This window comes from Sphingomonas sp. BL-S-05 (assembly GCF_055521695.1).
In genome coordinates this window covers 1,919,552-1,944,267 of record NZ_CM145499.1, presented here as the reverse complement: position 1 = coordinate 1,944,267, position 24,716 = coordinate 1,919,552, and the positions used below count along the sequence as shown (strand labels likewise).

Annotated in this window: 21 protein-coding genes; 7 read left to right on the top strand and 14 right to left on the bottom strand. The window is 67.7% G+C overall.

All coding sequences use genetic code 11. The features are described from left to right. Positions 1-244: 244 nt before the first annotated feature. On the bottom strand, positions 245-3,703 hold the full coding sequence (mfd, locus tag ACZ1JS_RS09075) for a transcription-repair coupling factor (RefSeq protein WP_465165791.1): 3,459 nt from the start codon (positions 3,701-3,703) through the stop codon (positions 245-247). 119 nt (positions 3,704-3,822) lie between these two features. Continuing rightward, positions 3,823-4,161, bottom strand: a complete 339-nt coding sequence (locus tag ACZ1JS_RS09070; protein ID WP_465165790.1) for an FAD assembly factor SdhE — start codon at positions 4,159-4,161, stop codon at positions 3,823-3,825. Here ACZ1JS_RS09070 and recG point away from each other — a divergent pair. Then, positions 4,160-6,220: an ATP-dependent DNA helicase RecG gene (gene recG, locus ACZ1JS_RS09065; protein WP_465165789.1), complete on the top strand. Its 2,061-nt coding sequence runs from the start codon at positions 4,160-4,162 to the stop codon at positions 6,218-6,220. The two genes, ACZ1JS_RS09070 and recG, sit on opposite strands and share 2 nt — an antisense overlap. A 4-nt stretch (positions 6,221-6,224) precedes the next feature. Here recG and ACZ1JS_RS09060 read toward each other — a convergent pair whose 3' ends face one another. Next, a complete protein-coding gene (locus ACZ1JS_RS09060; RefSeq protein WP_465165788.1) occupies positions 6,225-7,373 on the bottom strand; it encodes a helix-turn-helix transcriptional regulator in 1,149 nt (382 codons plus the stop codon). A 35-nt stretch (positions 7,374-7,408) separates the two neighbouring features. Here ACZ1JS_RS09060 and ACZ1JS_RS09055 point away from each other — a divergent pair, with 35 nt between their 5' ends. Next, positions 7,409-7,849: a DMT family transporter gene (locus ACZ1JS_RS09055; protein ID WP_465165787.1), complete on the top strand. Its 441-nt coding sequence runs from the start codon at positions 7,409-7,411 to the stop codon at positions 7,847-7,849. Positions 7,850-7,975: 126 nt separating this feature from the next. Here the strand turns inward: ACZ1JS_RS09055 and tyrS are convergent, their stop codons facing one another. Continuing rightward, complete coding sequence (tyrS, locus tag ACZ1JS_RS09050) at positions 7,976-9,202, bottom strand: tyrosine--tRNA ligase (RefSeq protein WP_465165786.1); 1,227 nt, start codon at positions 9,200-9,202, stop codon at positions 7,976-7,978. Between the two features lie 113 nt (positions 9,203-9,315). Here tyrS and ACZ1JS_RS09045 point away from each other — a divergent pair, with 113 nt between their 5' ends. From ACZ1JS_RS09045 to ACZ1JS_RS09025, 5 genes are read left to right on the top strand one after another with little or no spacing between them, the layout of a single operon-like run. After that, positions 9,316-10,437, top strand: a complete 1,122-nt coding sequence (locus ACZ1JS_RS09045; RefSeq protein WP_465165785.1) for an anhydro-N-acetylmuramic acid kinase — start codon at positions 9,316-9,318, stop codon at positions 10,435-10,437. A 9-nt stretch (positions 10,438-10,446) separates the two neighbouring features. Then, a complete protein-coding gene (locus ACZ1JS_RS09040) occupies positions 10,447-11,619 on the top strand; it encodes a hypothetical protein (RefSeq protein WP_465165784.1) in 1,173 nt (390 codons plus the stop codon). 35 nt (positions 11,620-11,654) lie between these two features. Further along, the gene (locus tag ACZ1JS_RS09035; protein ID WP_465165783.1) at positions 11,655-12,749 is read left to right on the top strand and encodes a DUF2336 domain-containing protein; all 1,095 of its coding nucleotides are present in this window, start codon (positions 11,655-11,657) and stop codon (positions 12,747-12,749) included. A 5-nt stretch (positions 12,750-12,754) separates the two neighbouring features. Continuing rightward, positions 12,755-14,134, top strand: a complete 1,380-nt coding sequence (locus ACZ1JS_RS09030) for a PAS domain-containing sensor histidine kinase (RefSeq protein WP_465168666.1) — start codon at positions 12,755-12,757, stop codon at positions 14,132-14,134. Positions 14,135-14,188: 54 nt separating this feature from the next. Beyond that, positions 14,189-14,797: a TetR/AcrR family transcriptional regulator gene (locus ACZ1JS_RS09025; protein WP_465165782.1), complete on the top strand. Its 609-nt coding sequence runs from the start codon at positions 14,189-14,191 to the stop codon at positions 14,795-14,797. Here ACZ1JS_RS09025 and ACZ1JS_RS09020 read toward each other — a convergent pair. The 10 genes from ACZ1JS_RS09020 to ACZ1JS_RS08975 form a co-directional block, all read right to left on the bottom strand. Further along, on the bottom strand, positions 14,774-15,355 hold the full coding sequence (locus tag ACZ1JS_RS09020; protein ID WP_465165781.1) for a biliverdin-producing heme oxygenase: 582 nt from the start codon (positions 15,353-15,355) through the stop codon (positions 14,774-14,776). The genes ACZ1JS_RS09025 and ACZ1JS_RS09020 overlap by 24 nt on opposite strands. Positions 15,356-15,424: 69 nt before the next feature. After that, the gene (locus tag ACZ1JS_RS09015; protein ID WP_465165780.1) at positions 15,425-17,116 is read right to left on the bottom strand and encodes a hypothetical protein; all 1,692 of its coding nucleotides are present in this window, start codon (positions 17,114-17,116) and stop codon (positions 15,425-15,427) included. Between the two features lie 42 nt (positions 17,117-17,158). Next, on the bottom strand, positions 17,159-18,235 hold the full coding sequence (locus ACZ1JS_RS09010) for a protein-glutamate methylesterase/protein-glutamine glutaminase (protein WP_465165779.1): 1,077 nt from the start codon (positions 18,233-18,235) through the stop codon (positions 17,159-17,161). Positions 18,236-18,237: 2 nt separating this feature from the next. After that, positions 18,238-19,089, bottom strand: coding sequence for a CheR family methyltransferase (locus ACZ1JS_RS09005; protein WP_465165778.1), 852 nt, complete (start codon positions 19,087-19,089; stop codon positions 18,238-18,240). Positions 19,090-19,146: 57 nt separating this feature from the next. After that, positions 19,147-19,629, bottom strand: a complete 483-nt coding sequence (locus ACZ1JS_RS09000; protein ID WP_465165777.1) for a chemotaxis protein CheW — start codon at positions 19,627-19,629, stop codon at positions 19,147-19,149. Beyond that, positions 19,626-21,419, bottom strand: a complete 1,794-nt coding sequence (locus ACZ1JS_RS08995; RefSeq protein WP_465165776.1) for a methyl-accepting chemotaxis protein — start codon at positions 21,417-21,419, stop codon at positions 19,626-19,628. Before ACZ1JS_RS08995 ends, ACZ1JS_RS09000 begins: the two co-directional genes overlap by 4 nt. Before the next feature lie 27 nt (positions 21,420-21,446). Further along, a complete protein-coding gene (locus tag ACZ1JS_RS08990; protein WP_465165775.1) occupies positions 21,447-21,968 on the bottom strand; it encodes a chemotaxis protein CheW in 522 nt (173 codons plus the stop codon). After that, positions 21,955-23,940 carry a chemotaxis protein CheA gene (locus ACZ1JS_RS08985; RefSeq protein ID WP_465165774.1) on the bottom strand — a complete coding sequence of 662 codons (1,986 nt, stop codon included), beginning with the start codon at positions 23,938-23,940 and terminating at the stop codon, positions 21,955-21,957. The genes ACZ1JS_RS08990 and ACZ1JS_RS08985 overlap by 14 nt, the downstream gene beginning before the upstream one ends. Further along, positions 23,937-24,305, bottom strand: a complete 369-nt coding sequence (locus ACZ1JS_RS08980; RefSeq protein WP_345878275.1) for a response regulator — start codon at positions 24,303-24,305, stop codon at positions 23,937-23,939. Before ACZ1JS_RS08980 ends, ACZ1JS_RS08985 begins: the two co-directional genes overlap by 4 nt. Further along, positions 24,302-24,610, bottom strand: a complete 309-nt coding sequence (locus ACZ1JS_RS08975; RefSeq protein ID WP_465165773.1) for an STAS domain-containing protein — start codon at positions 24,608-24,610, stop codon at positions 24,302-24,304. Before ACZ1JS_RS08975 ends, ACZ1JS_RS08980 begins: the two co-directional genes overlap by 4 nt. Positions 24,611-24,716 lie beyond the last annotated feature (106 nt).

Here is a 24,716-nt window from a genome sequence, read left to right as displayed (position 1 = left end):
TTCTTGGACCTGTTTGATATTGTCGCAGACTGTATTTACAGCGATGCAGGCAATGCTCGCCGGGTTCGTCGATCAGAACGATTTGGCCGAGCCGGAACAGATGAAGTGTTTCTTTCCATGGACTTGGCATGGAAAAGCGAACTGGCCGGCCGCATCGACGACCGCTTGCAGGTTTCGCTTTCGCGAAACCGCCACGTCGATTTCCCGAATCGCGCCGAACCGACGCCGAGCGGGGCGCGCCGATTTAGCCCGCCGCCTTTGCCAGCCCCCGCGAGATCTGGAGCGCCGCGTTCAGCCGGGCCTGCGGGTCGCCGAAATTGCGGCTGATGACCAGCTTCATGTCGGGACGCAGCTTTGCCGTGCCGGCCAGCTTGTCGACATAGGCGAGCAACCCTTCGACACTCGGAAACTTGTCCTCGTGAAAGCTGACGATCGCGCCTTTCGCGCCGACGTCGATCTTGGCAATGCACGCCTTCTTGGCGTTCAGCTTGGCCTCGATCAGTTGCAGCAAATTGGCGGTGGCGACCGGCAGCTTGCCGAAACGGTCGATCAGTTCGGTGGCGAAGGCGTCGATCCCGGCGCGATCCTCGACATCGTTGAGGCGGCGGTACAGACCCATGCGCAGGTCCAGATCGGGGACATAGTCTTCCGGGATGAGGATCGGCGCGTCGACGGTGATGGCGGGCGAGAAGTCCTTCGGCTTGTCGTCGCGCAGGCCGCCGGCCTTGGCGTCGAGGATCGCTTCCTCGAGCATCGATTGGTAGAGTTCGAAGCCGACTTCCTTGATATGGCCCGATTGTTCGTCGCCGAGCAGGTTGCCGGCGCCGCGCTGGTCGAGGTCGTGGCTGGCGAGCTGGAAGCCGGCGCCGAGCGATTCGAGATCGGACAGGACCTTCAGCCGCTTTTCCGCCGCCTCGCTGACCAGCCGTTCGGGGGGCGTGGTCATGTACGCATAGGCGCGGGTCTTCGACCGGCCGACGCGGCCGCGCAGCTGATAGAGTTGCGCGAGGCCGAACTTGTCGGCGCGGTTGATGATCAGAGTGTTGGCCGACGGAATGTCGAGGCCGGATTCGACGATGGTGGTCGATACCAGCAGGTCGTAGCGCTTGTCGTAGAATGCCGACATGCGTTCCTCGACCTCGCTCGGTGCCATCTGGCCATGGGCGACGACATAGCGGATTTCGGGAACGTCCTCGGTCAGGAACTTCTCGATATCGGGCAGATCGGCGATGCGCGGGGTGACGAAATAGGCCTGCCCGCCGCGATAATGTTCGCGCAGCAGCGCCTCGCGCAACACGACCGGGTCCCACGGCATGATGTAGGTGCGGACGGCGAGGCGATCGACCGGCGGGGTCTGGATCACCGACAATTCGCGCAGGCCCGACATCGCCATTTGCAGCGTGCGCGGGATCGGGGTGGCGGTGAGCGTCAGGACATGGACGTCGGCCTTCATCGCCTTCAGCCGTTCCTTGTGCGTCACGCCGAACCGCTGTTCCTCATCGACGATGACGAGGCCAAGGCGTTTGAAATCGACCTGTTTCGACAGCACGGCATGGGTGCCGACCACCACGTCGATGGTGCCGTCGGTCAGGCCGTCGCGGACCTTCTTCGCTTCGGTCGCGGTGACGAGGCGGGAGAGGCGGCCGACCTCGATCGGGAAGCCTTCGAAGCGGGCTTTGAAGTTGTTGTAATGCTGGCGGGCAAGGAGGGTCGTGGGGCAGACGATCGCGACCTGCATTCCGGCCATGGCAGCGACGAACGCGGCGCGTAGCGCCACCTCGGTCTTGCCGAAGCCGACATCGCCGACGACGAGGCGGTCCATCGGCCGGCCGGCGGACAGGTCGTCGAGCACGTCGGCGATGGCGCGTTCCTGATCGTCGGTCTCCTGATAGGGGAAACGGTCGACGAACGCGGGGTAGCCGCCGCTATCGGGTTCGGCGACCTCGGCGGGGCGCATGGCGCGTTTCGCGGCGGTGGCGATCAGGTCGCCCGCGATTTCGCGGATGCGATCCTTCATCCGCGCCTTGCGCCGCTGCCATGCCTCGCCGCCCAGACGGTCGAGCGATGCGCCTTCCTCGCCCGCGCCATAGCGGCTGAGGACTTCGAGATTCTCGACGGGGACGTAGAGCTTGTCGCCGCCGGCATATTCGAGCTGGACGCAGTCGTGTGGCGCCTTGGCGACCGGCACCTGGGTCAGACCGACATAGCGGCCGATGCCATGATCGGCATGGACGACGAGGTCGCCGGGGGAAAGGGTGGCGAGTTCCTGCAGGAAGGCGTCGGTATTCTTGCGGCGTTTGGTACGGCGGACCAAGCGGTCGCCGAGCATGTCCTGTTCGGTCAGGACGGCGACGTCGGCGCTGGTGAAGCCGTGGTCGAGCGGCAGGACGACGAACGAGACGGTCGACTTCGCGCCGCCCAGCGCCTGTTGCCATGTCTCGACGGTCGACACGCCGGTCAGGTCGTGATCGGCGAGCAGGCCCATCAGCCGCTCGCGCGCACCCTCCGAATAGCTGGCGAGGATCGGTTTGCGGCCTTGCTTGCGTAAGCCCGCGATATGATCGACGACCGCTTCGTAGATATTGGCCTGTTGCGTGCGTTCGGGGGTGAAGTCGCGGGGGCCGTCGACTTCGAAATCGACCGAGGTGGCGCTGTCGGGGGCGTGGAAGGGCGTGACCTGATGCGCGGCGGTGTCCGACAGGCGGTCGGCCCATTCGTCCGACGACAGGTAGAGCGCGTTCGGCAGCAGCGGGCGGTAGCTGCCCGGGTCGTTGATCTGCGCGCGGACGCGGTTGGTGTGGTAGTCGGCGATCGATTCGAAACGCTGTTCGGCGGCAGCGGGGACGCCCGCGTCGCGGACGATGACCGCTTCGGGCGAGAGGTGGTCGAAAAAGGTTTCGAGCCGCTCTTCGAAAAAGGGCAGCCAATGCTCCATCCCCGACAGGCGGCGGCCATCGCTGATCGCCTGATAGATCGGGTCGCCGGTCGCGGTCGCGCCGAATTTCTCGCGGTAGCGGGTGCGGAAGCGCTTGACCGAATCCTCGTCGAGCAAGGCTTCGGAGGCGGGGAGCAGGGTGAAGCCGTCGACGCGGCCGGTGGTGCGTTGGTCTTCCGGAGAGAAGGTGCGGACGGTTTCGATTTCGTCGCCAAAGAAATCGAGGCGCAGGCCGGATTCGGAGCCTGACGGCCACAGGTCGACAAGGCCGCCGCGAACCGCGAACTCGCCCGCGTCGTGGACGGTATCGACGCGGTTGTATCCGTTGGCTTGTAGCAGCGCGGAGAGGCGCGGGAGCGAGATGCGTTCGCCGGGGGCGAGGCGCGCGACGAGCTGGCGGATGCGGAACGGGGTCAGCGTCCGCTGGGTCGCGGCGTTGACGGTGGTGGCAATCAGGCGGGGACCCTTCGCCTTGCCCTGTAGCGTGTGGAGGGCGGACAGGCGCTCCGCCATCGAGCGCAGCGTCGGGCTGGCGCGGTCATAGGGGAGGCAGTCCCAGGCCGGGAATTGCAGGACCGACAGGTCGGGGGCGAAGAAGGGGGCGGTGGTGGCGATGGCGCGCATCGCCGCTTCGTCGGGGGCGATGTAGACGAGGTCGCCCTTCGCGCCGCGGGCGAGGTCGGCGAGGAGGACGGGGAGGAAGCCTGTGGGCACACCCGCGAGGGTTAGCGAGCGGGGGGCGGACAGGATCTTGGAGAGGTCGGGCATTTGTCACCTTATGCCCTCTCCCCTTCAGGGGAGAGGGTTGGGAGAGGGGAATGCGGGCGCTTCGTTACTGCCCCTCTCCCCGACCCTCTCCCCTGAAGGGGAGAGGGGGATTGGTCGGTTCAGCGGCTGACCGGCACGAAATCCATCGTCCGCATGCCGTACAGCACCGGGTGATCGAACTGTGTCGGGGGCGGCTGCACTCCCATCGCCCAAGCCATGATGTCGACATCCTGTTCTTCGAGGAACGTCTCGAACCAGTCCATGTCCGCGTCGCTCCACGACGCGCTGTGCGCGTCGAAATAGCCGCCGATCATCAGGTCGGCTTCGCGGGTGCCGCGGTGCCAGCTGCGGAATTTCAGGCGCTTCAGGCGGGTTTCGCGGTCCATGGGACTCCAATGGCGATAGACCGACGGACGCTGGCAGCGGCCGCCGGTTCGGATATAGGACCAGATAGTCATGCGTCCCGATCTGCTCAACCCGCTGTTTGCTGAAGTGACCGCGCTGAAAGGCGTGGGGCCGGCGCTGGCCAAGCCGCTGGAGCGGTTGAAACTGGGCCGGGTGGTCGATGTCGCGTTCCATCTGCCGACCGGCTGGGTTGACCGGCTGCGGCGCGACGAGTTGATGGCGCAGGATGCAGGCCGCGTGATCGCGATCCCGCTGACCGCGACCGATTACCGGGTCAGCGCCGGGCGGGGGCCGACGCGGGTGCGCGCGGCGGACAGGCACGGCAACATCGTCAACCTGACCTATTTCGGCGGATCGTCGGGCTGGGTGAAGAAGCTGTTCCCGCTGGGCGAGACGCGGCTGGTGTCGGGCAAGCTGGAGACGTACGGGCAGGAATTGCAGATGGTCCATCCCGACCATGTCCTGCCCGAAGCCGAGGCCGGCAGCCTGCCCGAGCGCGAGGCGATCTATCCGCTGTCCGAAGGGCTGACCTCGCGCCGGGTCGGGCAGTTGGCGGCGCAGGCGATCGAACGCGCGCCCGACCTGCCCGAATGGATCGAGCCGAGCCTTTTGGCCAAGCACCAATGGCCGGCGTGGAAGGAGGCACTGGCGCGTATCCATGCCGACCCGGCCGATGCCAAGGCGCGGGAGCGGCTGGCCTATGACGAGGTGTTCGCCAACCAGTTGGCGCTGCTGCTGGTGCGCGGCGAGGCGCGGGCGCGCAAGGGGCGGGCGCTGACCGGCGACGGGCGGCTGCGGGCGAAGCTGGACCTGCCGTATAAACCGACCGGTGCGCAGTCGCGGACGATCGGCGAGATCGAGGGCGACATGGCGCAGACCCAGCCGATGCTGCGGCTGCTGCAGGGCGATGTCGGGTCGGGCAAGACGCTGGTGGCGCTGATGGCGCTGCTGATCGCGGTCGAGGGTGGGGCGCAGGGGGCGCTGCTGGCGCCGACCGAAATTCTGGCGCGACAGCATTACGCGACGTTGCAGCGGCAATTGGCAGGGACCGGCGTCACCGTCGCTGCCCTCACCGGGCGCGACAAGGGGCGGGTGCGCGAGGGCGTGCTGATGGGGCTGGCCGACGGGTCGATCGATATCCTGGTTGGGACGCACGCGATCTTTCAGGAGGCGGTCGGCTATCGCGATCTAGGGCTGGTCGTGGTCGACGAACAGCATCGCTTCGGCGTGGCACAGCGGATGATGTTGCAGGCGAAGGCGGCAAGACCGCCGCATTTGCTGGTAATGACCGCGACGCCGATCCCGCGGACGCTGACGCTGGCCCAATATGGCGAGATGGACGTCAGCCGGCTGGACGAGATGCCCCCCGGGCGGGAGCCAATCGAGACGGTGGTGATGTCCGAGGACAAGCTGGACGCGGTGGTCGATGGCCTCGCGCGGCATCTGTCGGCGGGGAAACAGGCCTATTGGGTGTGCCCGCTGGTCGAGGAAAGCGAGAAGTCCGATCTTGCCGCCGCCGAGGCGCGGGCGGAGGCGCTGCGGATGCGGTTCGGCGACAAGGTGGCGCTCGTCCATGGGCGGATGAAGCCGTTGGAAAAGGACGCGGTGATGGCCGAGTTCTCGGCCGCGCGCGCGGGCGTGCTGGTGGCGACGACGGTGATCGAGGTCGGGGTCGACGTGCCCAATGCGACGCTGATCGTGATCGAGGCGGCGGATCGCTTCGGCCTCGCGCAGTTGCACCAGTTGCGCGGGCGGGTCGGCCGGGGCGGCGGCAAGTCGGTATGTTTGCTGTTGCGGGGCAATTCGCTGTCGGAGACGTCGCGGGCGCGGTTGGCGCTGATGCGCGAGAGCAATGACGGCTTTCGGATCGCCGAGGAGGATCTGCGGCTGCGCGGCGGTGGCGAGTTGCTCGGCACGCGGCAGTCGGGCGAGGCGGTGTTTCGCCTCGCGACGCCGGAGATGCTCGGCGAATTGCTGCCGGTTGCTAACGCCGATGCGCGGTTGCTGGTGGATCGCGATGGCGGGCTGACAGGGCCGCGGGGGCAGGCGGCGCGGGTGGCGCTGTATCTGTTCGAGCGCGATGCCGGCGTGGGGCGGTTGCGGTCGGGCTGACGGGTCAGTTGCCCAGTCGGCCGATCAGCGCCGCGAGTTCCGATTGGCGGTGCGTCCCGGTTTTCATCAGGATGCTGCGGACATGGGTACGGACCGTTTCTCGCGACTGCCCGCGTTCCGCCGCGATCTGGGCCGGGTTCCGACCTGCCGCGATGGCGATGGCGATCGCCGCTTCGGTCGAGGTCAGCCGAAAGACGTTGGCGAGCAATCCCGCCATATCGTCGGGTGCGGCCTGATCGGGCAGGGTCAGTAATGCGCAGGTTTCCGAAAGGCCGGCACGGTCAGGCACCGGCGTCAGCGACGCGATGATCGCCGGCAAAGCGGCCGTCGCCGGACGCAGAACGATCCGGTTGCGCCGCATTGCCGCCGGGTCCCCTGCGGCGATCCGTCCGACCAGATTGCGCAGGTCGCGGTCCGCGTCGCGGTGACAGGCATATACGCGGCCGTGCCGCAGCCCCAGATATTGACCGCCGGAGAGCACGGGTTCGGCTCCGGGGGAGAGGGCGGTCGGTACCATATCCTGGCGAAGCGCGATGCAGAGGTGACGATGGTCGTCAAGGGCGACCGCCATCGCATCGGCCTGCATCCGGCCGAAGCGCACCGCCAACCGCGTCGCATCGGTGATTGCCGGGAACAGGCGTTCGAGCAGTCGCCGTACCGGAACGTCAGTCGTCGCGCCGCCTTCGCGACCGAGCAGGGCGAAGGTGATACAGGGGGCATCGCCATGAGCCGAGGATCGGACGATAGAGGCTGCGCACGAGCCGGTCGGAATGAACCAGTCGCGATAGATCGGCATGGCGCGCCGTACCGCAGCGGGCAACATGTCGTCGTCGGTAATGGCGACGCCGGGGGTGGCGCGCAACATCGCGGGAATGCGCGGATTGGTGGCCGGGTCGGATGTGCCGTAGCGTATCAGGTCGCGCATTTCGTCCGCCGAAACGCGCGACAGAACGCTTGCGACGACGCCCGCCTCTCGATCGATCACCGCAACCTGTCCGGTGCGGCAATCCAGCGGCCCGGCTATGGCATCGATCGCAGCCTCCCATGGGATATCGCCATAGGCCGCGCGCCAAAAGCCTTCGACGATCTGCGCCTCGTCCTGCATGGCCTTCCCCGCCGCTTTCCCTTCGCTTGCAGTATACGGTATCGCCATTGACTGTCGAGCCTAGGTTCATACGGCGGTGTCCCATGAACGCCCTCGCTCCGCTTGTCGTCGCTCTTTTGGGCGGTATCGGCCTTGCCGTGCAGCCGCCGACCAACGCGGCGCTCGGGCGGAGTATCGGGTCGGTGCTGCTGGCGGCGCTGGTGTCGTTCGTGGTGGGGGCGTTGATCCTGACCGGAGTGTGGTTGGTCGCCGATCGGACTCCGCTGGCCAATCTGCGCGAGGCGCGGGCGTGGATGTTCGTGGGTGGGGCCTATGGCGCGTTCTTCGTCGCGGCGGCGGCGTTTGCCGCGCCGCGGCTGGGGCTGGCGTCGATGCTGACGATCATGATCGCCACGCAACTGGTCGCGGCGGTGGTCATCGATCGGTTCGGGTTGATCGGGTTGCCGCGTACGCCGATCAGCGGGTTGCGGATGGCGGGCGTCGGGTTGGTGCTGGTGGGGGCGGTGCTGGTTCGGCGGGGGTAGGACTTGCTTCCCACGTTTGCTTCGAGCTTGTCGAGAACCGTAGTCGAGAAGGGCGTGCCCCAAACGACCAGGTTCTCGACGGACGCTTCTCGACAAGCTCGAAGCTGCTCGAACCGAACGGGTTTATCAGGAAGCCGGCGTCAGCAACCCGTGGTTCTTCTTCCCCGCCGACACGCGCACCGGGGCATCCACCGCGATCACCTGCGCCTCATCCACGACCTTTTCGCCATCCACCCGTGCGCCGCCGCCCTTGATGAGGCGGCGCGCCTCGCCCTTCGAAGCCGCCAGGCCCAATCCGACCAGTGCGTCGACGACGTTGATCGCGCCGCTGACACCGAAGGTCGGCAGCGTGTCACCCGCCGAGCCCTCTTCGAATGTCCGGCGCGCTGTCTCGGCCGCACCCGCCGCCGCATCCGCGCCGCGGCACATGGCGGTCGCTTCGTTGGCGAGGATCTTCTTGGCTTCGTTGATCTCGGCGCCCTGCAACGCCTCAAGCCGCGCGATCTCGTCGAGCGGCAGGTCGGTGAACAGGCGCAGGAAGCGGCCGACGTCGCGGTCGTCGGTATTGCGCCAGAATTGCCAGTAATCGAAATGCGGCAACTGGTCCTCGTGCAGCCAGACCGCGCCCGACATGGTCTTGCCCATCTTGCCACCATCGGCGGTGGTGATGAGCGGGGTGGTCACGCCATAGACGTCGGTCCCGTCCATGCGGCGCGCCAGTTCGATGCCGTTGACGATATTGCCCCATTGATCGCTGCCGCCCATTTGCAGGCGGCATCCGTGGCGCTGCGACAATTCGCGGAAGTCATAGGCCTGCAGGATCATGTAGTTGAATTCGAGGAAGGACAGCGACTGTTCGCGGTCGAGGCGCAGCTTCACCGAATCGAACGACAGCATCCGGTTGACCGAGAAATGCTGCCCGACTTCACGCAGGAAAGGGATATACTCAAGCCGGTCGAGCCATTCGGCATTGTCGAACATCACCGCATCGGTCGGACCGTCACCAAAGGTCAGGAAGCGTTCGAAGATGCGCTTGATCGACGCGACGTTGGCCGAGATGCCGTCCTCCGCCAACAGCTTGCGCGCTTCGTCCTTGAAGCTCGGATCGCCGATCTTGCCGGTGCCGCCGCCCATCAGCACGATCGGCTTGTGCCCGGTCTGCTGCATCCGGCGCAGCAGCATGATCTGCACCAAGCTGCCGACATGCAGCGACGGCGCGGTCGGATCGAAGCCGATATAGCCCGGCACGACCTGCTTGCTCGCCAGCGCGTCGAGGCCGGCGGCATCGGTCAGCTGATGGATATATCCCCGTTCGGACAGGGTGCGCAGCAGGTCGGAGCTATAGTTCGTCATGCGGCCTGTTAGCGTCGCCACCGCACCAAAGTCCACGCATCTCGACTTCGCGCTTGCCGTGGCATTACTATGAAGCGTGTATGGGGCGGGATGAACGCCCGGCGGAGAGGTCCATGCTTGCGATCGGCCTGATGTCTGGAACCTCGCTCGACGGCATCGACGCCGCGTTGATCGAGACCGATGGCGAGGGTGAGGTGCGGCCGGTGGCGTTCGTCGGCACGCCGTATAGCGACGAGGATCGCGCGGCGCTGGCGGCTGCTACCGAGCTGGCGCTGCTGTTCAACGATCCGGGCGAGCATCCGCTGATCGAGCGGGCCGAGACGTTGCTGACGCGGACCCATGCCGCCGCCGTCGCCGCGCTGCTGGAGCAGGCCGGGGTCGAGGCACGCAGCGTCGATGTGGTCGGTTTTCATGGGCAGACGGTCGCACACCGCCCCGACAAGGGCTGGACGTGGCAGTTGGGCGACGGGGCGGCGCTGGCGGCGGCGACCGGCATCGATGTCGTGGCCGACCTGCGCATCGACGATGTGCGGGCCGGTGGGCAGGGCGCGCCGTTGCTGCCCGTCTATCATGCCGCGCGCGCGGCGGGGATGGAACGGCCGGTGGCGGTGCTGAACCTGGGTGGGGTCGGCAACATTACCTATGTCGGCGAGGGCGACGAACTGATCGCGTTCGATACCGGTCCTGCCAATGGCCTTGTCGACAGCTGGGTCGAGGCGGAAAGCGGCGCGCGCTATGACGAGGGCGGCGCGCTGGCGGCATCGGGACAGGTCGACGACGCGGTACTGACGGCGATGCTCGACCATCCGTTTTTCGACCTGGCCGCCCCCAAGTCGCTCGATCGGCACGACTTCACCATCCAGCCGGCGCGCGGTCTGTCGGCGGCGGATGGGGCGGCGACGCTGACCGCGTTTACCGCCGCCTGTGTCGCCGAGGCGGTCGATCGGTTGCCGGCGCGGCCGGTGCGACTGATCGTCGGCGGCGGTGGGCGGCATAATCCGGTGATGCTGCGGATGATCGCCGAGCGGACCCGCGTCGCGGTCGAGCCGAGCGATGCCTATGGCTGGAACGGAGACGCGCTGGAGGCGGAGGGGTTCGCCTATCTGGCGGTGCGGTCGCTGAGGGGATTGCCGATCACCTTTCCGGGAACGACGGGCGTGTCGGCGCCGCTGACCGGCGGCACCTTATACCGGACGACGCGGGCGGGGCTGGCGTTGCGGGTCGTGACCGCTTAACCGGGCGCGATGCTGACCGGCCTGATTTTCGCGACCGAAGAAGCCGAACACCAGCCGGGCGTGCTGGCGGCGACCCTGCCATTCGGCGGAATGACCCTGATCGAATATCAGGCGCGGCTGTTGATCGCGGCGGGATCGGCGCAGTTGCTGGTCGCGGTCGGGCGGGTGACGCCGGCGCTGGCGGCGGCGGTCAACCGGATCGGGCGGCGCGGCGCCACGGTCGATATCGTGCGGTCGGCCGAGGAGGCGAAGGCCAAGGCGCACCCGCTGGCGGTGATCGTCGCGCTGGCCGACGGGCTGGTCACCACCGATGCGGTGGTCGCCAACATGGCGCTGGAGCCGGCCGACACGCTGCTGGTCACCCCGACCGGCGATGCGACGTCGGTGGAACGGGTCGATTCGGGGCATTGCTGGGCCGGGGTCGCGACGCTGTCGGTCGACCGGCTGGAGGATGCCGCGCGCCTGCCGCGCGAATATGATTTCCAGTCGACGCTGCTGCGCGTCGCGACCCAGGCGCGGGCCAAGCATGTCCTGTTGCCGGCCAAGGCGGTGCGATCGGGGCACGGCGTCGAGCGCGATGCCGGTACGCTGGAGGTGCGCAGCAAGGACGTGCTGGCGTCGCTGGCCGAACAGCGCACCGGTTGGATCGACCGGTTCGTGTTCACGCCGGTGACGCGGCTGGTGCTGCCGTTGCTGGTGCGGCGCAAGGTGCCCGATATCGCGGTCGGCATCGCGGGCGGCGCGATCGGACTTTTCGGATTGGCCGCCATCCCATTTTGGGACGCCGGCGGCGCCACCGTGCTGCTGTTCTTGGCGATGGTGCTGCTGTCGGCCGGTTCGCTGCTCGGCTGGCTGCGCGGCGAAGACGGCCATGCCGCGTTGCAGGAACGTGGGCTCGAGGTGCTGGGAGTGGCGGGAATCCTGGGGATCGGGCTGGTTCAGTCGCTGATCGTGTCGGCCGGAACGGCGGCGGTGCTGGCGCTGACCGGGGTATTGGTGACCATCCTGACGCGGCGGATTCCGGCACCCCGGCCGCCCTGGGCCGCGACGCCGGCGACCGCCTTGGTCCTCCTCGCACCGTTCGCACTGGCTGGAACCGTGACGCCCGGGCTGGCATTGGTCGCGGTTCATGCGGGGGTTACCCTCGCCCATGCAATCGAAAATTTGCGGCGTCGGGCTTAGGATCGCCTTAACCGCTATTGGTTAATGCGAGTACCATGTCCGACGATCTGCTCGATCCCCGCGATGCCGATGCGTCCGCCGCTTATCTGCTCGACCATGTCGCCGCAGCCGAGCGTGCGGGACACCGCCGACTGCGCGCATCCGCCGATCATTTCCACCTGCCCGCCGATGCGCGAATCGACGATCGTACCGCCGCCCGGCTGGACGCGACGATGCGCGCGACCGTGGCCAGTGTCGAAAGCGAGATTCGCGACCATGCCGCGCGCCTGCTGACCTCGCGCGGGCAGGCGGCGGTGGCGCAGGGGCTGCGCGCGGTCGGATCGACATTCGAGCGGGTGCAGCGCGCCGGGCTGTTCCGCGATCCGGTATTGTTCGGCGAATTGTTCGCGCGGGTCCGGCTGGACACGATCGGGCGTGCGCTGCCGACGATGGTGATCGAGATCGGCGACCGGCCGACGATGATCTCGCGGCTGGCACAGGCGAGCGACCGGCTGGTCGCGGCCGCCGCCGTCGCGATGCTGGCAGCACAGGCGCGGCGCGGGTCGGTGATCGATGGCGGGCCGGTTGCGGTCGACCTGGTCCGGCCGCTCCACGCGCGGATCGCATGGTGGGTGGCGGCGGCGCTGCGCGATGCGGCGGAGGTCGGCGACTCGATCGCCGCGCTCGACGCGGCCTTGGCCGAATCGGTGCGTCGTGCGATCGATGCGCAGGGCGAATTGGTGCCGATGGAAATCGCGGCGATGCGGCTGGCACAGGCGATCGATGCGCAGGGCGACGAAGTGCCCGCGCTGCTGACCGAGGCGATCGGCGACGGGCGGCTGGTGCTGTTCGTGGCGCTGGTCGCGCGGGCGAGCGGGCTGGCGTTCGACCGGGTCCGCGATCTGGTGATCGATGCCGATGGCGCGCGCCTGTGGGTGGTGTTGCGCGCATTGGCGGTCGACCGGGCGACGATCGCGCGCATCGGCTTCGCACTGGCCGAGGCGGAGCCGGTCCGCGACATCGAACGCTTTGCCGATCAGCTCGACAGCATCATGGGCGTCGCGCCCGAGGCGGCGCGCGTCGCGCTGGCGCCGATGGCGCTGGACGCCGAATATCATGCGGCGATGCTGGCGTTGGGGATGGCCGAGTGATCGACATGCGGCTCGGTGCGGCGCCCGCCATCGGGCGGCTGTCGGCGGACGGGCTGTTGCTCGACGCCGAACCGCGCCTTGCCGAGCTGAACCGTCGTGCCGGCGGCGGACCGGGCAAGCCGGTCGCGGTGCCGCAGATCGCGGCGCTGGTCCGGCTGGTCCGGCGGCTGGGCATCCCGCTGACCCGCGCGATCGTGGCGGCCGATGGCGATGACGATATCGCGCTGACCGTGCGCGCCGAACCCGACGAACTGGGCATCCGGCTGGAGGTCAATGGCTGGCAGGCCGGCGCGGCATGGGAGGCGGAGCATGCGCCGCGGCGGGCGAGCGATTTCCTGCGCGCCGATGCCGACTGGGTATGGTCGACCGATGCGGCGCTGCACCTGACCCATGTGTCCGACCATGCCGGGCAGCGCTTCGGATTCGATTCGCAGACGGTGCTGGGCCAGCCGATCACCCGCCTGTTTTCGCTGAGCGACGATGGCGAGGGCGGTTTTCCGATCCTCGGCGCGCTGGCGTCGCAGAACCGGTTCGAGGGGCAGGAGGCGCTGATCCGCGGCACGGCGCATCGCGTCCGCCTGTCGGCGGTGCCGCGGCTCGATGCCAATGGCCGCTTTGCCGGGTTCGACGGCGCGGCGCATGCGATCACGCCGCTGCCCTCGCCGCCCTTCGCCGCCGAAGCCGGCGGGACAGCCGAGCCGAACACCGATTTGCCCGATGGGTTCAGCCGCCGGATCGGCCGTGCGTTGCGCCATCCGCTGGGGCGGATCATCGCCAATGCCGACAGCATGTCGGCGCAGGCCGACGGGCCGCTGCGCGACGATTACGTCGCCTATGCCGCCGACATCGCCAGCGCGGGCCGGCACCTGATGGGGCTGGTCGACGATCTGGAGGATCTGTCGGCGATCGAGCGTTCCGATTTCGAGGTCGCTGTGGAGGATCTCGATCTGGCCGATGTCGCGCGGCGCGCTGCGGGCCTGCTCGGGGTGCGGGCGGTGCAGGGCAATGTCCGCATCGACCGGCCGTCGTTCGACGACTCGCTGCCGGCGCGCGGCGAGTTCCGCCGGGTGTTGCAGATCATGGTCAACCTGATCGGCAATGCGGTGCGCTATTCGCCGCCCGGCGGCACGGTGTGGATCCGGCTCGAGCGCGACGGCGACAATGCCTGCGTCATCGTCGCCGATCAGGGCAAGGGCATCGCCACCGGCGATCAGGAGCGGATCTTCACCAAGTTCGGCCGGGTCGATCCGACCGAGGCGGGGGGCAGTGGCCTCGGCCTCTATATCGCCCGGCGGCTGGCGCGGGCGATGGGCGGCGACATCCTGGTCGACAGCGCGCCGGGGCAGGGCGCGCGGTTCGTGCTGGTGCTGCCGGGGCGGTCCTGACGCGGGGCGGTTTTCGCGGTCGCATCGGCCGCGTTCGATGCTATCACGCCGACCATGGGACGCAGGTCGGATCACAGCCGCGCGGAAATCGAACACATGCTGCTGGTCGAGGGGCATCGCCATCTGGCCGAGGTCGGCTTCGCCCGGTTTTCGGCGCGCGAGGTCGCCAAGCGGATCGGCTATTCGATCGGGACGCTGTACAATGTCTTCGGCAGCTATGACCGGTTCGTCGTCGCGCTGAACACGCGGACCTTCGGCATATGGGCGAGGGATCTCGAATCGGTGTTGGCGGCGTGCAGCGGCGACCGCATCCGCTGTCTGGTCGAACGCTATTTCGCCTTTGCGCGGACCAACCGCAATCTGTGGCTGGCAATCTACGACCATCATCTGCCCGGCGACTTCGTGTTGCCCGAGGAGGATCACCGGCAGCGCGGCGAACTGACCCGGATCGTGATCGACGAGATCGCGGCGATACTGCCGCCCGACAAGGCGCCCGACGTGCCGCGCCTCGCCCGGTCGCTGGTCGCGACGGTCCATGGCCATTGCATGTTCGACCTGACCGGGAGCTTCGCGCTGATGGGCGAGAGCGAACCGGTCGAGATGGCGCTGGCCCGCGTGCGCGAGACGCTGGCCGTCGCGTCAGGCGAACGCCGCCTCGGTTAGCGCGGCGAAGCGGGCAAAGGCGGCGCGCGCGGCGTCGATCATCCGCGCCTCGTCGGCTTCGGTCATCGCGGCATCGTCGATCGCGGCGGTAAAGCGCCGCCAGTGCGCGGCGCGGCCGTCGGGATGGCCGGCAAGATGCCGCGCACCATGATCGGCATCGAAGCCGATACGCTGTGCCGCCTTGATCAGGAACGCCGCGCCCAGCGACGACCCTTCGGCGACGTACAGCCAGCCGAGCGCCGCCGGTACGTCGCTGGCCGCCACGGATGCGGCATCGGGAACCGCGGGCGGCGGCAGCGCGACGGCGGACAGGTCGGCGGCGATCGCGGCAGAGCGGTCGCGTTCGGCCAGATCGGGGACCAGCGACTGCAATGCAGGGTCGGCGTACAGCCGGGCAAGACCATCGTGGAATGCCTGTTGCACCCGCAGGAAGCGGACATAGCGGTCGGGCGCGGCAAAGGGATCGAGCGCCATGATCCGCGTATCGAGCCGGTCGTGCAGATCGGTGGTCGCGGCCTTCAGCCGCTGCGAACGGGTCGGGGGCGGGGGGGTGGACACGCGGACCCTCTAGCCGTTTCGGATCGGAGGGTATAGCGGCCCGTCCGGTACCGAACGGGCCGCCACCGATCAGAACAGGCCGTCGTCGTCCTCGTCCTCCTCGACGACGGCGCTTGCCACCACGAAGCAGGGCGGCACGTTGGCGGCGTGAATGTCGCGTTCCTGCGCCATCGTGTAGAGCGCGGCAATCTGCGGCAGCAGGGAGCCGAGCGCGACCAGCGCATCTTCCGACAAATCCTCCGGCAGCGTGCTGACCGCCAGCACGATCGCCGATTGCCGCATCGTCGCGCCCAGTTCGAGCTCGGCACCGATTTCGTCGCCGGTGGTCGTCAGCAGCTCGATCAGCTGGCGGGCATCGTCGCCGCCTTCGCGGACCGCCATTTCGGTGCGCTGGCAGCCTTCGCGAATGACGCCGAGCGCCTGGGCGAGTTTCGTACCCATGTCGCCGCCGACCGTGTCGCCGCGTTTGGCGGTCAGCGCGGCGTTGACCTCGGCCAGTTCGCGGATCGGCGCGCCGATGCCGCGCATCGCGTTGCCGAGCGAATGGGCATAGATATCGACCTCGCCCGCCACGACCGACACCGCCTTGCCCAGATCGCCATGGCGACGGCACAGCAGGCGGGTGTTGGTGGCGATATCCTGCACGTTGAACTGCACGCGCTGGAGATGGGCGAGGCGGCCGGTCAGTTCGTCGACGGTCTCCGCGATCAGGTCCAGCATCGCGGCCGAACGGTGATCCGCCTCCTGCAACTGGCCGGTGATGACCGCGATCTCGCCGACCGCCTCGTCGATCTGGGCGAGGAACGGGCGACCGTTGCGGCCGGCATCGTCCTCGACCAGCGTCAGCAGCGCGTTGGTGTCGGGCTGCAAGGCCTTCAGCGAAGCGACCAGCCGGCTGGCGTCGCGGTCGAAATCGACCGAACTCGCGTCCAGCTGCGCGGCGAGCAGATGGTGGACGACGCCGGTGACTTCGGCGAGCGCCGGTTCGGGCAGGGTCAGCCCTTCGAGCAGTTGCAGTCCCGAGACGACATGCTCGACCCGCTGGCGGGTGCTGTCGCCGACCTGCAACGCGCCGAGCATCGTCGCGACGCGGCCCTGCACGGTGCGCGCGATCTCCGAAACCTCGCGGGCCATGGCAGCGACGTCGCCCAGATGGCCGTGCAGCGCATCGGCGTCGCGGGTCAGCCGCTGCGGCACGGCGGGCAGGATCTTCTTCGCTTCGGCGGCGAGCAACCGGCCGGCCTGCTGCACGCTGCCGACGCTGGTCGACAGCTCCTTCAACTTGGCGAGAAACCCTTCGAGATGTTCCTCCCCCGCTGCAAGGCGTTGGCCCATGTCGTTGACGAAACCGACGAAGGCGGCTTCGCCGGAGGCGGCGATCTTGATGTTCATGCCATAGATGTGGAGCACGCGCAGTGCCTGGCGCATGTCCATCACATGGTCGCGCAGCACGCGTGATGCGGTGCCGATCCGGGCCATGTCGGCTTCCCGTTCGACCTGTACCTCCGGCAGCGCGTCGAGCTGCGCGGCGACGTCCTTCAGGCTGGTGACCGCGATGCCGGCGACGCTTTCGTCGAGGGCGCCGGTCACCCCTTCGATCGAGGCGATGATGCGGTCGATCGTATCGATCGCGGTGGCGAGCGTGGTGCCGGCACGGACGAAGCGTGCGTCCATGCTCGCCGCCATCAGCGCCAGCGTGCGCTTTAGATCGGCGGCATCGATCGCCTGACCCTGTGACAAATCGATCCGAAGGTGCTGCATGTCGGGGGTCCTAGGCGAAGAGGAAGGTGGCAGGGGGGACAATCATCGTGCCGTCGCCAGCAGCAGTTCACGGGCAATGTTCTGGAGCGGCACGACCTTGTCGGCGGCGCCACGGGCGATCGCCTCCTTGGGCATGCCGAACACGATCGAGGTCGCTTCGTCCTGGGCGAAGGTGCGGGCACCGGCCTGCTTCATCTCCAGCAGGCCACGCGCGCCGTCGTCGCCCATGCCGGTCATGATGATGCCGACCGCGTTCGACCCGGCATTGCGCGCGGCCGATCGGAACAGCACGTCGACCGAAGGGCGATGGCGCGAGACCAGCGGCCCTTCACGCACCGCCACGACATAGCGCGCGCCCTGCCGTTCGAGCAGCGTGTGGCGCAGGCCGCCGGGCGCGATCAGCACATGGCCGCGCATCACCGTGTCACCGTCCTCGGCTTCCTTCACATCGACCTGGCACAGGCCGTTCAGCCGCTTGGCAAAGGCGCGGGTGAAGCTTTCGGGCATATGCTGGACGATGACGATGCCGGGCGAGTTGGCGGGCAGCGCCTCCAGCAATTCGCGCAGCGCCTCGGTCCCGCCGGTCGACGCGCCGATGCACACGACCATTTCGGTGGTGCGGCTCATCGCGCGGCCGGTGGGCGGCGGCAGGACGGCATCGGCGGTCAGCTTCGCGGCGGGGGAACTGATCCGGCTGGACGCGGGGCGCGCGCGCAGCCGGGCGCGGGCAGCGCCCTTCACCGTGTCACGGATCCGCATCTTGGAATCGTTCAGATGGTCTGCCACGCCGAGCCGTGGTTTCAGGATCACGTCGACCGCGCCCGCCTCCAGTGCGTGGAGGAGCGTTTCCGATCCTTCCTCGACCAGCGAGGAGCACATCACCACCGGGATGGGCCGCTGGCTCATCAGCTTGCGCAGGAAGGTGACGCCGTCCATGCGGGGCATTTCTACGTCGAGTGTAATGACATCGGGAATCTCTTCCTGGATGTAGCGCGCGGCGGCGAAGGGATCGGCGGCGGCGGCGATCACCTCGATATCGGGATCTTCGTTCAGAATGCTGGTCATCGCCTGGCGCACGCTGGCGCTGTCGTCGATCACAAGGACGCGGATCTTGGCCATGCTCAGTCCTTCATGAAAACGGTGTAGGAAACGGTCGAGACCGGCAGGTCCATACCGGCGATCGATTCCGAATGGCCAAGGAACAGATAGCCGCCGGGCCGCAGGCAGTCGCACAGCCGGCGCACCACCTTTTCCTGCGTTTCCTTGTCGAAATAGATCAGCACGTTGCGGCAGAAGATGATGTCCATCGGATCGCCCACCGGATAGCTGGCGTCCATCAGGTTGAGGCGCGCGAACCCGATTGCCGAGCGCAGCGACGGCACGATGCGCACATCGCGCGACGTGCGGTCGACCGGCGTCGCGACATAGCGCTGGCGCAGGATCGACGGCACCGGTTCGACCAGTTCGGCCGGGTAGATGCCGCGCCGCGCGGTCTCCAGCACCGCGGTATCGATATCGGTCGCGAGGATGCCGTAATCGGGGCCGCCGCCTTGCGCGAACTGGTCGAGGACCATCGCCATGGTATAGGGTTCCGCGCCGGTCGAGCAGGCGGCGCTCCACGCGCGGATGCGGCGTTGCCCGGTCGCGGCGATCGTCGGCAGCGCGCTTTGCGCCAGATAGTCGAAATGACCGGGTTCGCGGAAGAAATCGGTCTTGTTGGTGGTCACCGCGTTGATGAGGTGGACCAGTTCCCCCGACGCCGCGCGCCCGTCGAACAGGTGATCGCAATATTGGTCGAGCGTCGCCATGCCGGTTTCGCGCAGCCGCCGCTGCAACCGGCCCTCCAGCATCGTCGCCTTGGTCCGCGGCATCTTGATGCCGGTCTGGTCGTAGATCAGCGTGGCGAGCTTCGCGAATTTATGCGGGCTCAGCCGATCGGGGGCGGGCGACGCAGTGGCAAGGGCAGCGGACATGGCGCGGACTTTCGGATGGGGGTGGTCGGATCGCCGCGGGTGCGGCGATCCGACGGATCAGGCGGCGTGCGCCAGCGCGGCGATGTCGGCCGCTTCGTCGCTGGCGAAGACGTGCGCCACGTTGATGATGACGACGAAGCCGTCGGCCTCGCGCACCACCCCCTCGATATAGTCGGAGCGCCAGCGCATGCCGACATCGGGTGCCGATTCCAACCGGTCGCGTTCGAAGGTCGCGACCGCGATGACCCGGTCGACCACCAGCCCGAGCGCGAGCGTCCGGTCGGGCAGGGCGACGTCGACGATCAGCACCCGCGTCGCCAGCGTGGCGTCGACCGGCGACAGGCCGAGCCGGGTGCGCAGATCGACCATCGGCACACCCTGACCGCGCACATCGGTCAGGCCGAGCATCCAGGCCGGTCCGCCGGGCACGCGGAAGGCGGGCGTATAGTCGAGGATTTCGCGGACCATGGTCACCGGGACCGCGAACACCTCATCCCCCAGGCCGAACGTGACGACCTGCACCGGACCGGCGGCGCTCATGCCGCCCGTCCGAAGGCTGCGTCGTCACCGTCCGGCCCGCCCTGCATCAGGTCGAGCGCGAAGCCGCGGGCACGGGCCTGCTGGTCGGCGACCGAATTCGGCTTGGCCTTGGGCGCGGCGGGCGCTTTGGTCTTGGCGGGCTTGCGCGCGGCGGCGGGACGCTTGGCCGTTGCGCCCGAGCCGGTATCGACGCGGAAGAAGGCGATGCTCGACTGCAGCTCTTCCGCCTGTCCGGCCAGTTCCTCGGAGGTCGAGGTGATCTGTTCCGAAGCCGACGCGTTCTGCTGCGTTACCTGATCGAGCTGCTGCAGCGCCTGGTTGATCTGCGACGCGCCGATATCCTGCTCGCGGCACGCGGCGCTGATCTCCGACACCAGTTCGGCGGTCCGGCGGATGTCGGGCACCAGCTTGGTCAGCATCTCGCCGGCCTGTGCCGCCGCCTGCACCGTGTCGCCCGACACCGCGCTGATCTCGGCGGCCGCCGTCTGGCTGCGTTCGGCCAGCTTGCGGACTTCGGAGGCGACCACCGCGAAGCCGCGGCCATGTTCGCCGGCCCGGGCCGCTTCCACCGCCGCGTTCAGCGCCAGTAGGTCGGTCTGACGGGCGATTTCCTGCACGATGCCGATCTTTTCGGCGATCGTCCGCATTGCCTTTGCGGCGCGGTCGACCGCGACGCCGCTGGCTTCGGCGTCCTTCGACGACTGGCGTGCGATCTTCTCGGTCTGTGCCGCGTTGTCGGCGTTCTGCTTGATGTTGGCGGCCATCTGTTCCATCGACGCCGAAGCTTCCTCGGCAGCCGCCGCCTGTTCGGTCGCGCCTTGGCTGACCTGTTCGGACGAGGCGGAGAGCTGCTGGCTGCCGGCGGCGACATTGTCCGCCGCTCCCGACGCGTCACCCACGACATTGCGCAGGCGGTCGACCATCGAGACGAGGGCCTGGCCCAGCTGATCCTTGTCCGACAGCGGCGTGTGATCGACGGTCAGGTCGCCCTGTGCGATCGTGTCGGCCAGCGCCGCCGACTTGCGGAGCGCAACGGTCATGCGGTTGACGGTGTCGACCAGATCCTTGATCTCGTCGTTGGTGGTCACGGTCACCTCATTGTCGAGGTCGCCGATCGCCACCGCGTCGAGGGCGACGCTGACCCGCTTCAGGCCGCGCGAAACGATCAAGCTGATCCACAGCGCGCCGATCAGGGCAACCAGTACCGCCGCGACGGCGACGACGATCAGGATGGTCCGGGCATTCTCGTAGCTGGCTTCCGTTTCGGCCCGTGCTTCGGTCATGCGATCGGCATTGCGAGCGACGATGGCGTCGAGCGATTTCGACAGGTCGGTCATCAGCGCGCGCGACTGGGTCACCGAGATCTGACCCGCCTCGACGTTCTTGTTCGCCAGGGCGAGATCGCGGATCTTGCGGTTCACCGGCTTGTATTCATTCCACTTCGCGGCGACGTTGTCCCATTCCGGCTTTGCCTGCGGGCTGGCATTGGCCACGCCGAGACGGATCAGCTCGTCGATCTTCGCTAGCTTGCTGGCGGATTGCTGCTCGAAATCGCGGGCGACGGTATCGTCGGTGATCAACGCCATGTTCTTTTCAAGTCGCAGCAGTTCGTTCACGCCGACCTGGACGTTCAGCGAACGCGTCTGCCGCGCCGCCGGACCTTCGATAACGTCGACGATACCGGTGTTCATCGCCGACATCTTGGTGACGCCGATGACGATGACCGCCAACAACATCGCAATTACTACGCCGAATGTTACGGCGAGTTTCATCTTTATCGTAGCGCGCATTGGTGGAGCCCCCCCAAAAAACGGGAATCAGTGGATGGATGCAGCGGCGGCGCCGTGCGTGATCGTCTGGAAAATGGCTTCGAGGTCGGGCAGGACGACGATGTCGTCATTGTCGTGCCGGACCAGCGAGCGAACATGCTCGCGCTTCCAGCGCAGTCCGACGACCGGCGCGTCCTCGCTGGTCGCGGCCGAGAAGGTCGCGACCTCGTGCACCTTGTCGGTGCGCAGGCCGATGATCGTCGGTTCGCCGTCGAGGTCGAGTTCGATCACGACGATGCGGCTATCCTTGGTCGGTTCCGGCACCGTCATGCCAAAGGCGAGGTGCAGGTCGGCCAGCGGAATGATCCGCCCGCGAAAGTTGATGACGTGACCCACCAGCGCAGGCGCGCCGGGCACCCGCGTTTCGGGCATCATGTCGAGGATTTCGCGGACCAGCACCGCCTCGAGCGCAAAGCTTTGCCCCCCCAGGTCGAAAACCAGCACTTCGAGCTGTCGGTCGCTGTTCCACGGGACCAGGCCGGTCGCCTGGCAATGTTCATCCGGCTGCACGCAGCATCTCCTCACGAGGCTGGCCGAGCGCGATGAGCTGGGCGATGTCGAGGATCAGCGCGACCTCGCCATCGCCGAGGATCGTCGCGCCGGCAAAGGTGGCGGCGTCGCGGTGCAGCGCCGACATAGGCTTGATGACCGTCTGGTGGTTGCCGATGATCTGGTCGACGACCAGACCGACCCGGCCCTGCGGCGTCGACACGACCACGATTTTCTGGAACGGATCGGGCCGGGTGTCGGTGGCGAAGACTTCGCGCAGCCGCAGGAACGGCACCAGCTTTTCGCGCAGCGTGATGAGGCTGCGCCCGCGATGGCGCATATCGTCCTCGAGCGAGAGTTCGATGCATTCCTCGACCGCGGTCAGCGGAATGACGTAGCGGCCGCTGCCGACCCGCACGAGCAGGCCGTCGATGATCGCCAGCGTCAGCGGAATGCGCAGCGCGATCAGCGATCCCTCGCCCTCGGTCGACTGGACGTCGATCGATCCGCGCAACCCTTCGATCGTACGCTTCACCACGTCCATGCCGACGCCGCGGCCCGACAGGTTGGTGACGGTCGCGGCGGTCGAGAAACCGGGCGCGAAGATCATCTGCAACAGTTCGTGGTCGTTCAGCGCCTGATCGGGCTGGATCAGGCCGTTCGCCTCCGCCTTGGCACGGACGCGGGCGCGGTTGATGCCGCGGCCATCGTCGCGGATGGTGATGACGACCTCGCCCCCCGCCTGATGCGCGGCGAGCCGGACCGAACCGGCGGCGGGCTTGCCGGCGGCGATGCGGTCCTCGGGCGTTTCGAGGCCATGGTCGCAGCTGTTGCGGATCAGGTGGACCATCGGGTCGAACAGGCGTTCGATCACGGTCTTGTCGACCTCGGTCGCTTCGCCTTCGGTTTCGAACTCGATCGTCTTGCCGGTGTCGCGCGCCAGGTCGTGGATCAGGCGGCGGAAGCACGAGAAGAGCGAGCCGACCGGGACCATGCGCAACACCATCATCGTGTCGCGCAATTCGCCTGCCAGCCGCTCGATTTCCTCGGAGACCGAGCGCAGGACAAGATCCTGGCCGCGATCGGCGCATTGCGACAGGCGGCTCTGGGCGATGACCAGTTCGCCGACCCGGTCCATCAGCGCGTCGAGCCGTCCGGCGGGGACGCGCACGCTTTCTTCGGCCTTGGCGGTCGAACGGGCGGCGGGACTGTCGGCGGTCGCTGCGGTCGCTGCGGTCGCGACCGGTGCGGCGGCTTCGGCGAGGACCGGTGCGTCGTCGGTCGCAGCGGCGTCGGCCGCCGCGTCCGCATCGGCGACGCCGAGCGGTTCGATCGACAATTCCATGTCGTCCATCACGAAGATGAAGACATCCTCGATATCGTCGCGCTTGACGTCGCCGACCAGCGTCACGTCCCAGCCGATATGGCATTCGGTCGCGACCAGATCGGCGAGCGGCGGGACCTTGTCGGTCCGCGCGACGACGGTGCAGTCGCCCAGTTCGCGCAGCTCGTCGAGCAGCATCAGCGGGTTGGTGCCATTGGCCATCGCATCGGCGGGAAGCCGGAACGCGATCTGCCAGCCGGAAGCGGCCGGTGCGCTGGCCGCAGCCGGAGCGGTGCCCGACGCTTCGTCGATCGCCGCCTGCAGCCGGGCGAGGATCGCATCGCCTTCTGCGGCGGGGGCGTCACCTTCGACCAGCGCGCGCATGTGGTCCTGCGCGGACAGGATGACCGACACCAGCCCGGCGGTGGCGGGGACCTGCCCCTTGCGGACGCGGTCGAACGCGGTTTCGCAGTGATGGGTGAAGCCGGCCAGCGCGTCGAAGCCGAACATCGCGCCCGAGCCCTTCAGCGTATGCAGCCCGCGGAAGACGGCGTTGACGAGATCGGCATCGTCGAGACGGTGGCCAAGGTCGAGCAGCGCCTGCTCGACCTGATCGAGCACCTCGCCCGCCTCCACGCGGAAGGCGGCGATCGGATCGTCGGCGATCACCGGCCCAGCACCTTGCGCGCGACCTTCACGAGCTGGTCGGGCACGAACGGCTTGACCAGCCAGCCGGTGGCGCCGGCGGCCTTGGCCTGGTTCTTCATTTCCGGATCGGATTCGGTGGTCAGGAAGATGATCGGGACGCCCGCCTGTGCCGGCTGCTTGCGCAGTTCGCGGATCATCGACAGCCCGTCCATGTTCGGCATGTTCAGATCGGTGACGATCATGTCGAACTTGGTCGCCGTCGCCTTGGTCAGCCCTTCGACGCCGTCACCGGCTTCGGTCACGGTATAGCCCGCACCGGTCAGCGCGATGCGGATCGCCATGCGCAGGCTGGCGGAATCGTCGACGGCAAGAATGGAAGCGGTCATTGCAGGGGCACTCCGTGGAACCAGAAGGCGTTGTCGTCAGGCGTCATCGCGGCGACGAAACCGGCGCGATGCAGCAGGGCGGTAAGGGTTTCGTCGGCCGGCGCGGCAAGGCTGACCGACGCATCGTGCAACCGCGATTCCGCGCGCAGGCTTTCGATCAGTTGCAGGACGCTGAGGTCGGGTGCCGTCAGACCGGCCGCATCAAGGACCAGGTCGCCACCGGACGGCAATGCGCGCAAATCGTCGACGATGGCGGCGATGTTCGCCATCGATAGATTTGACGGCAGGCAGAAAGCAGTACTCATGTGATCTTGCCCCCAAAAGAACTGCGAGCTTCTTCGCAGTTCGGGATTAAGATCGATTTAAGTACACAGCGGAAACAGAAGCAGCATAGTTACCGGATGGTTAATG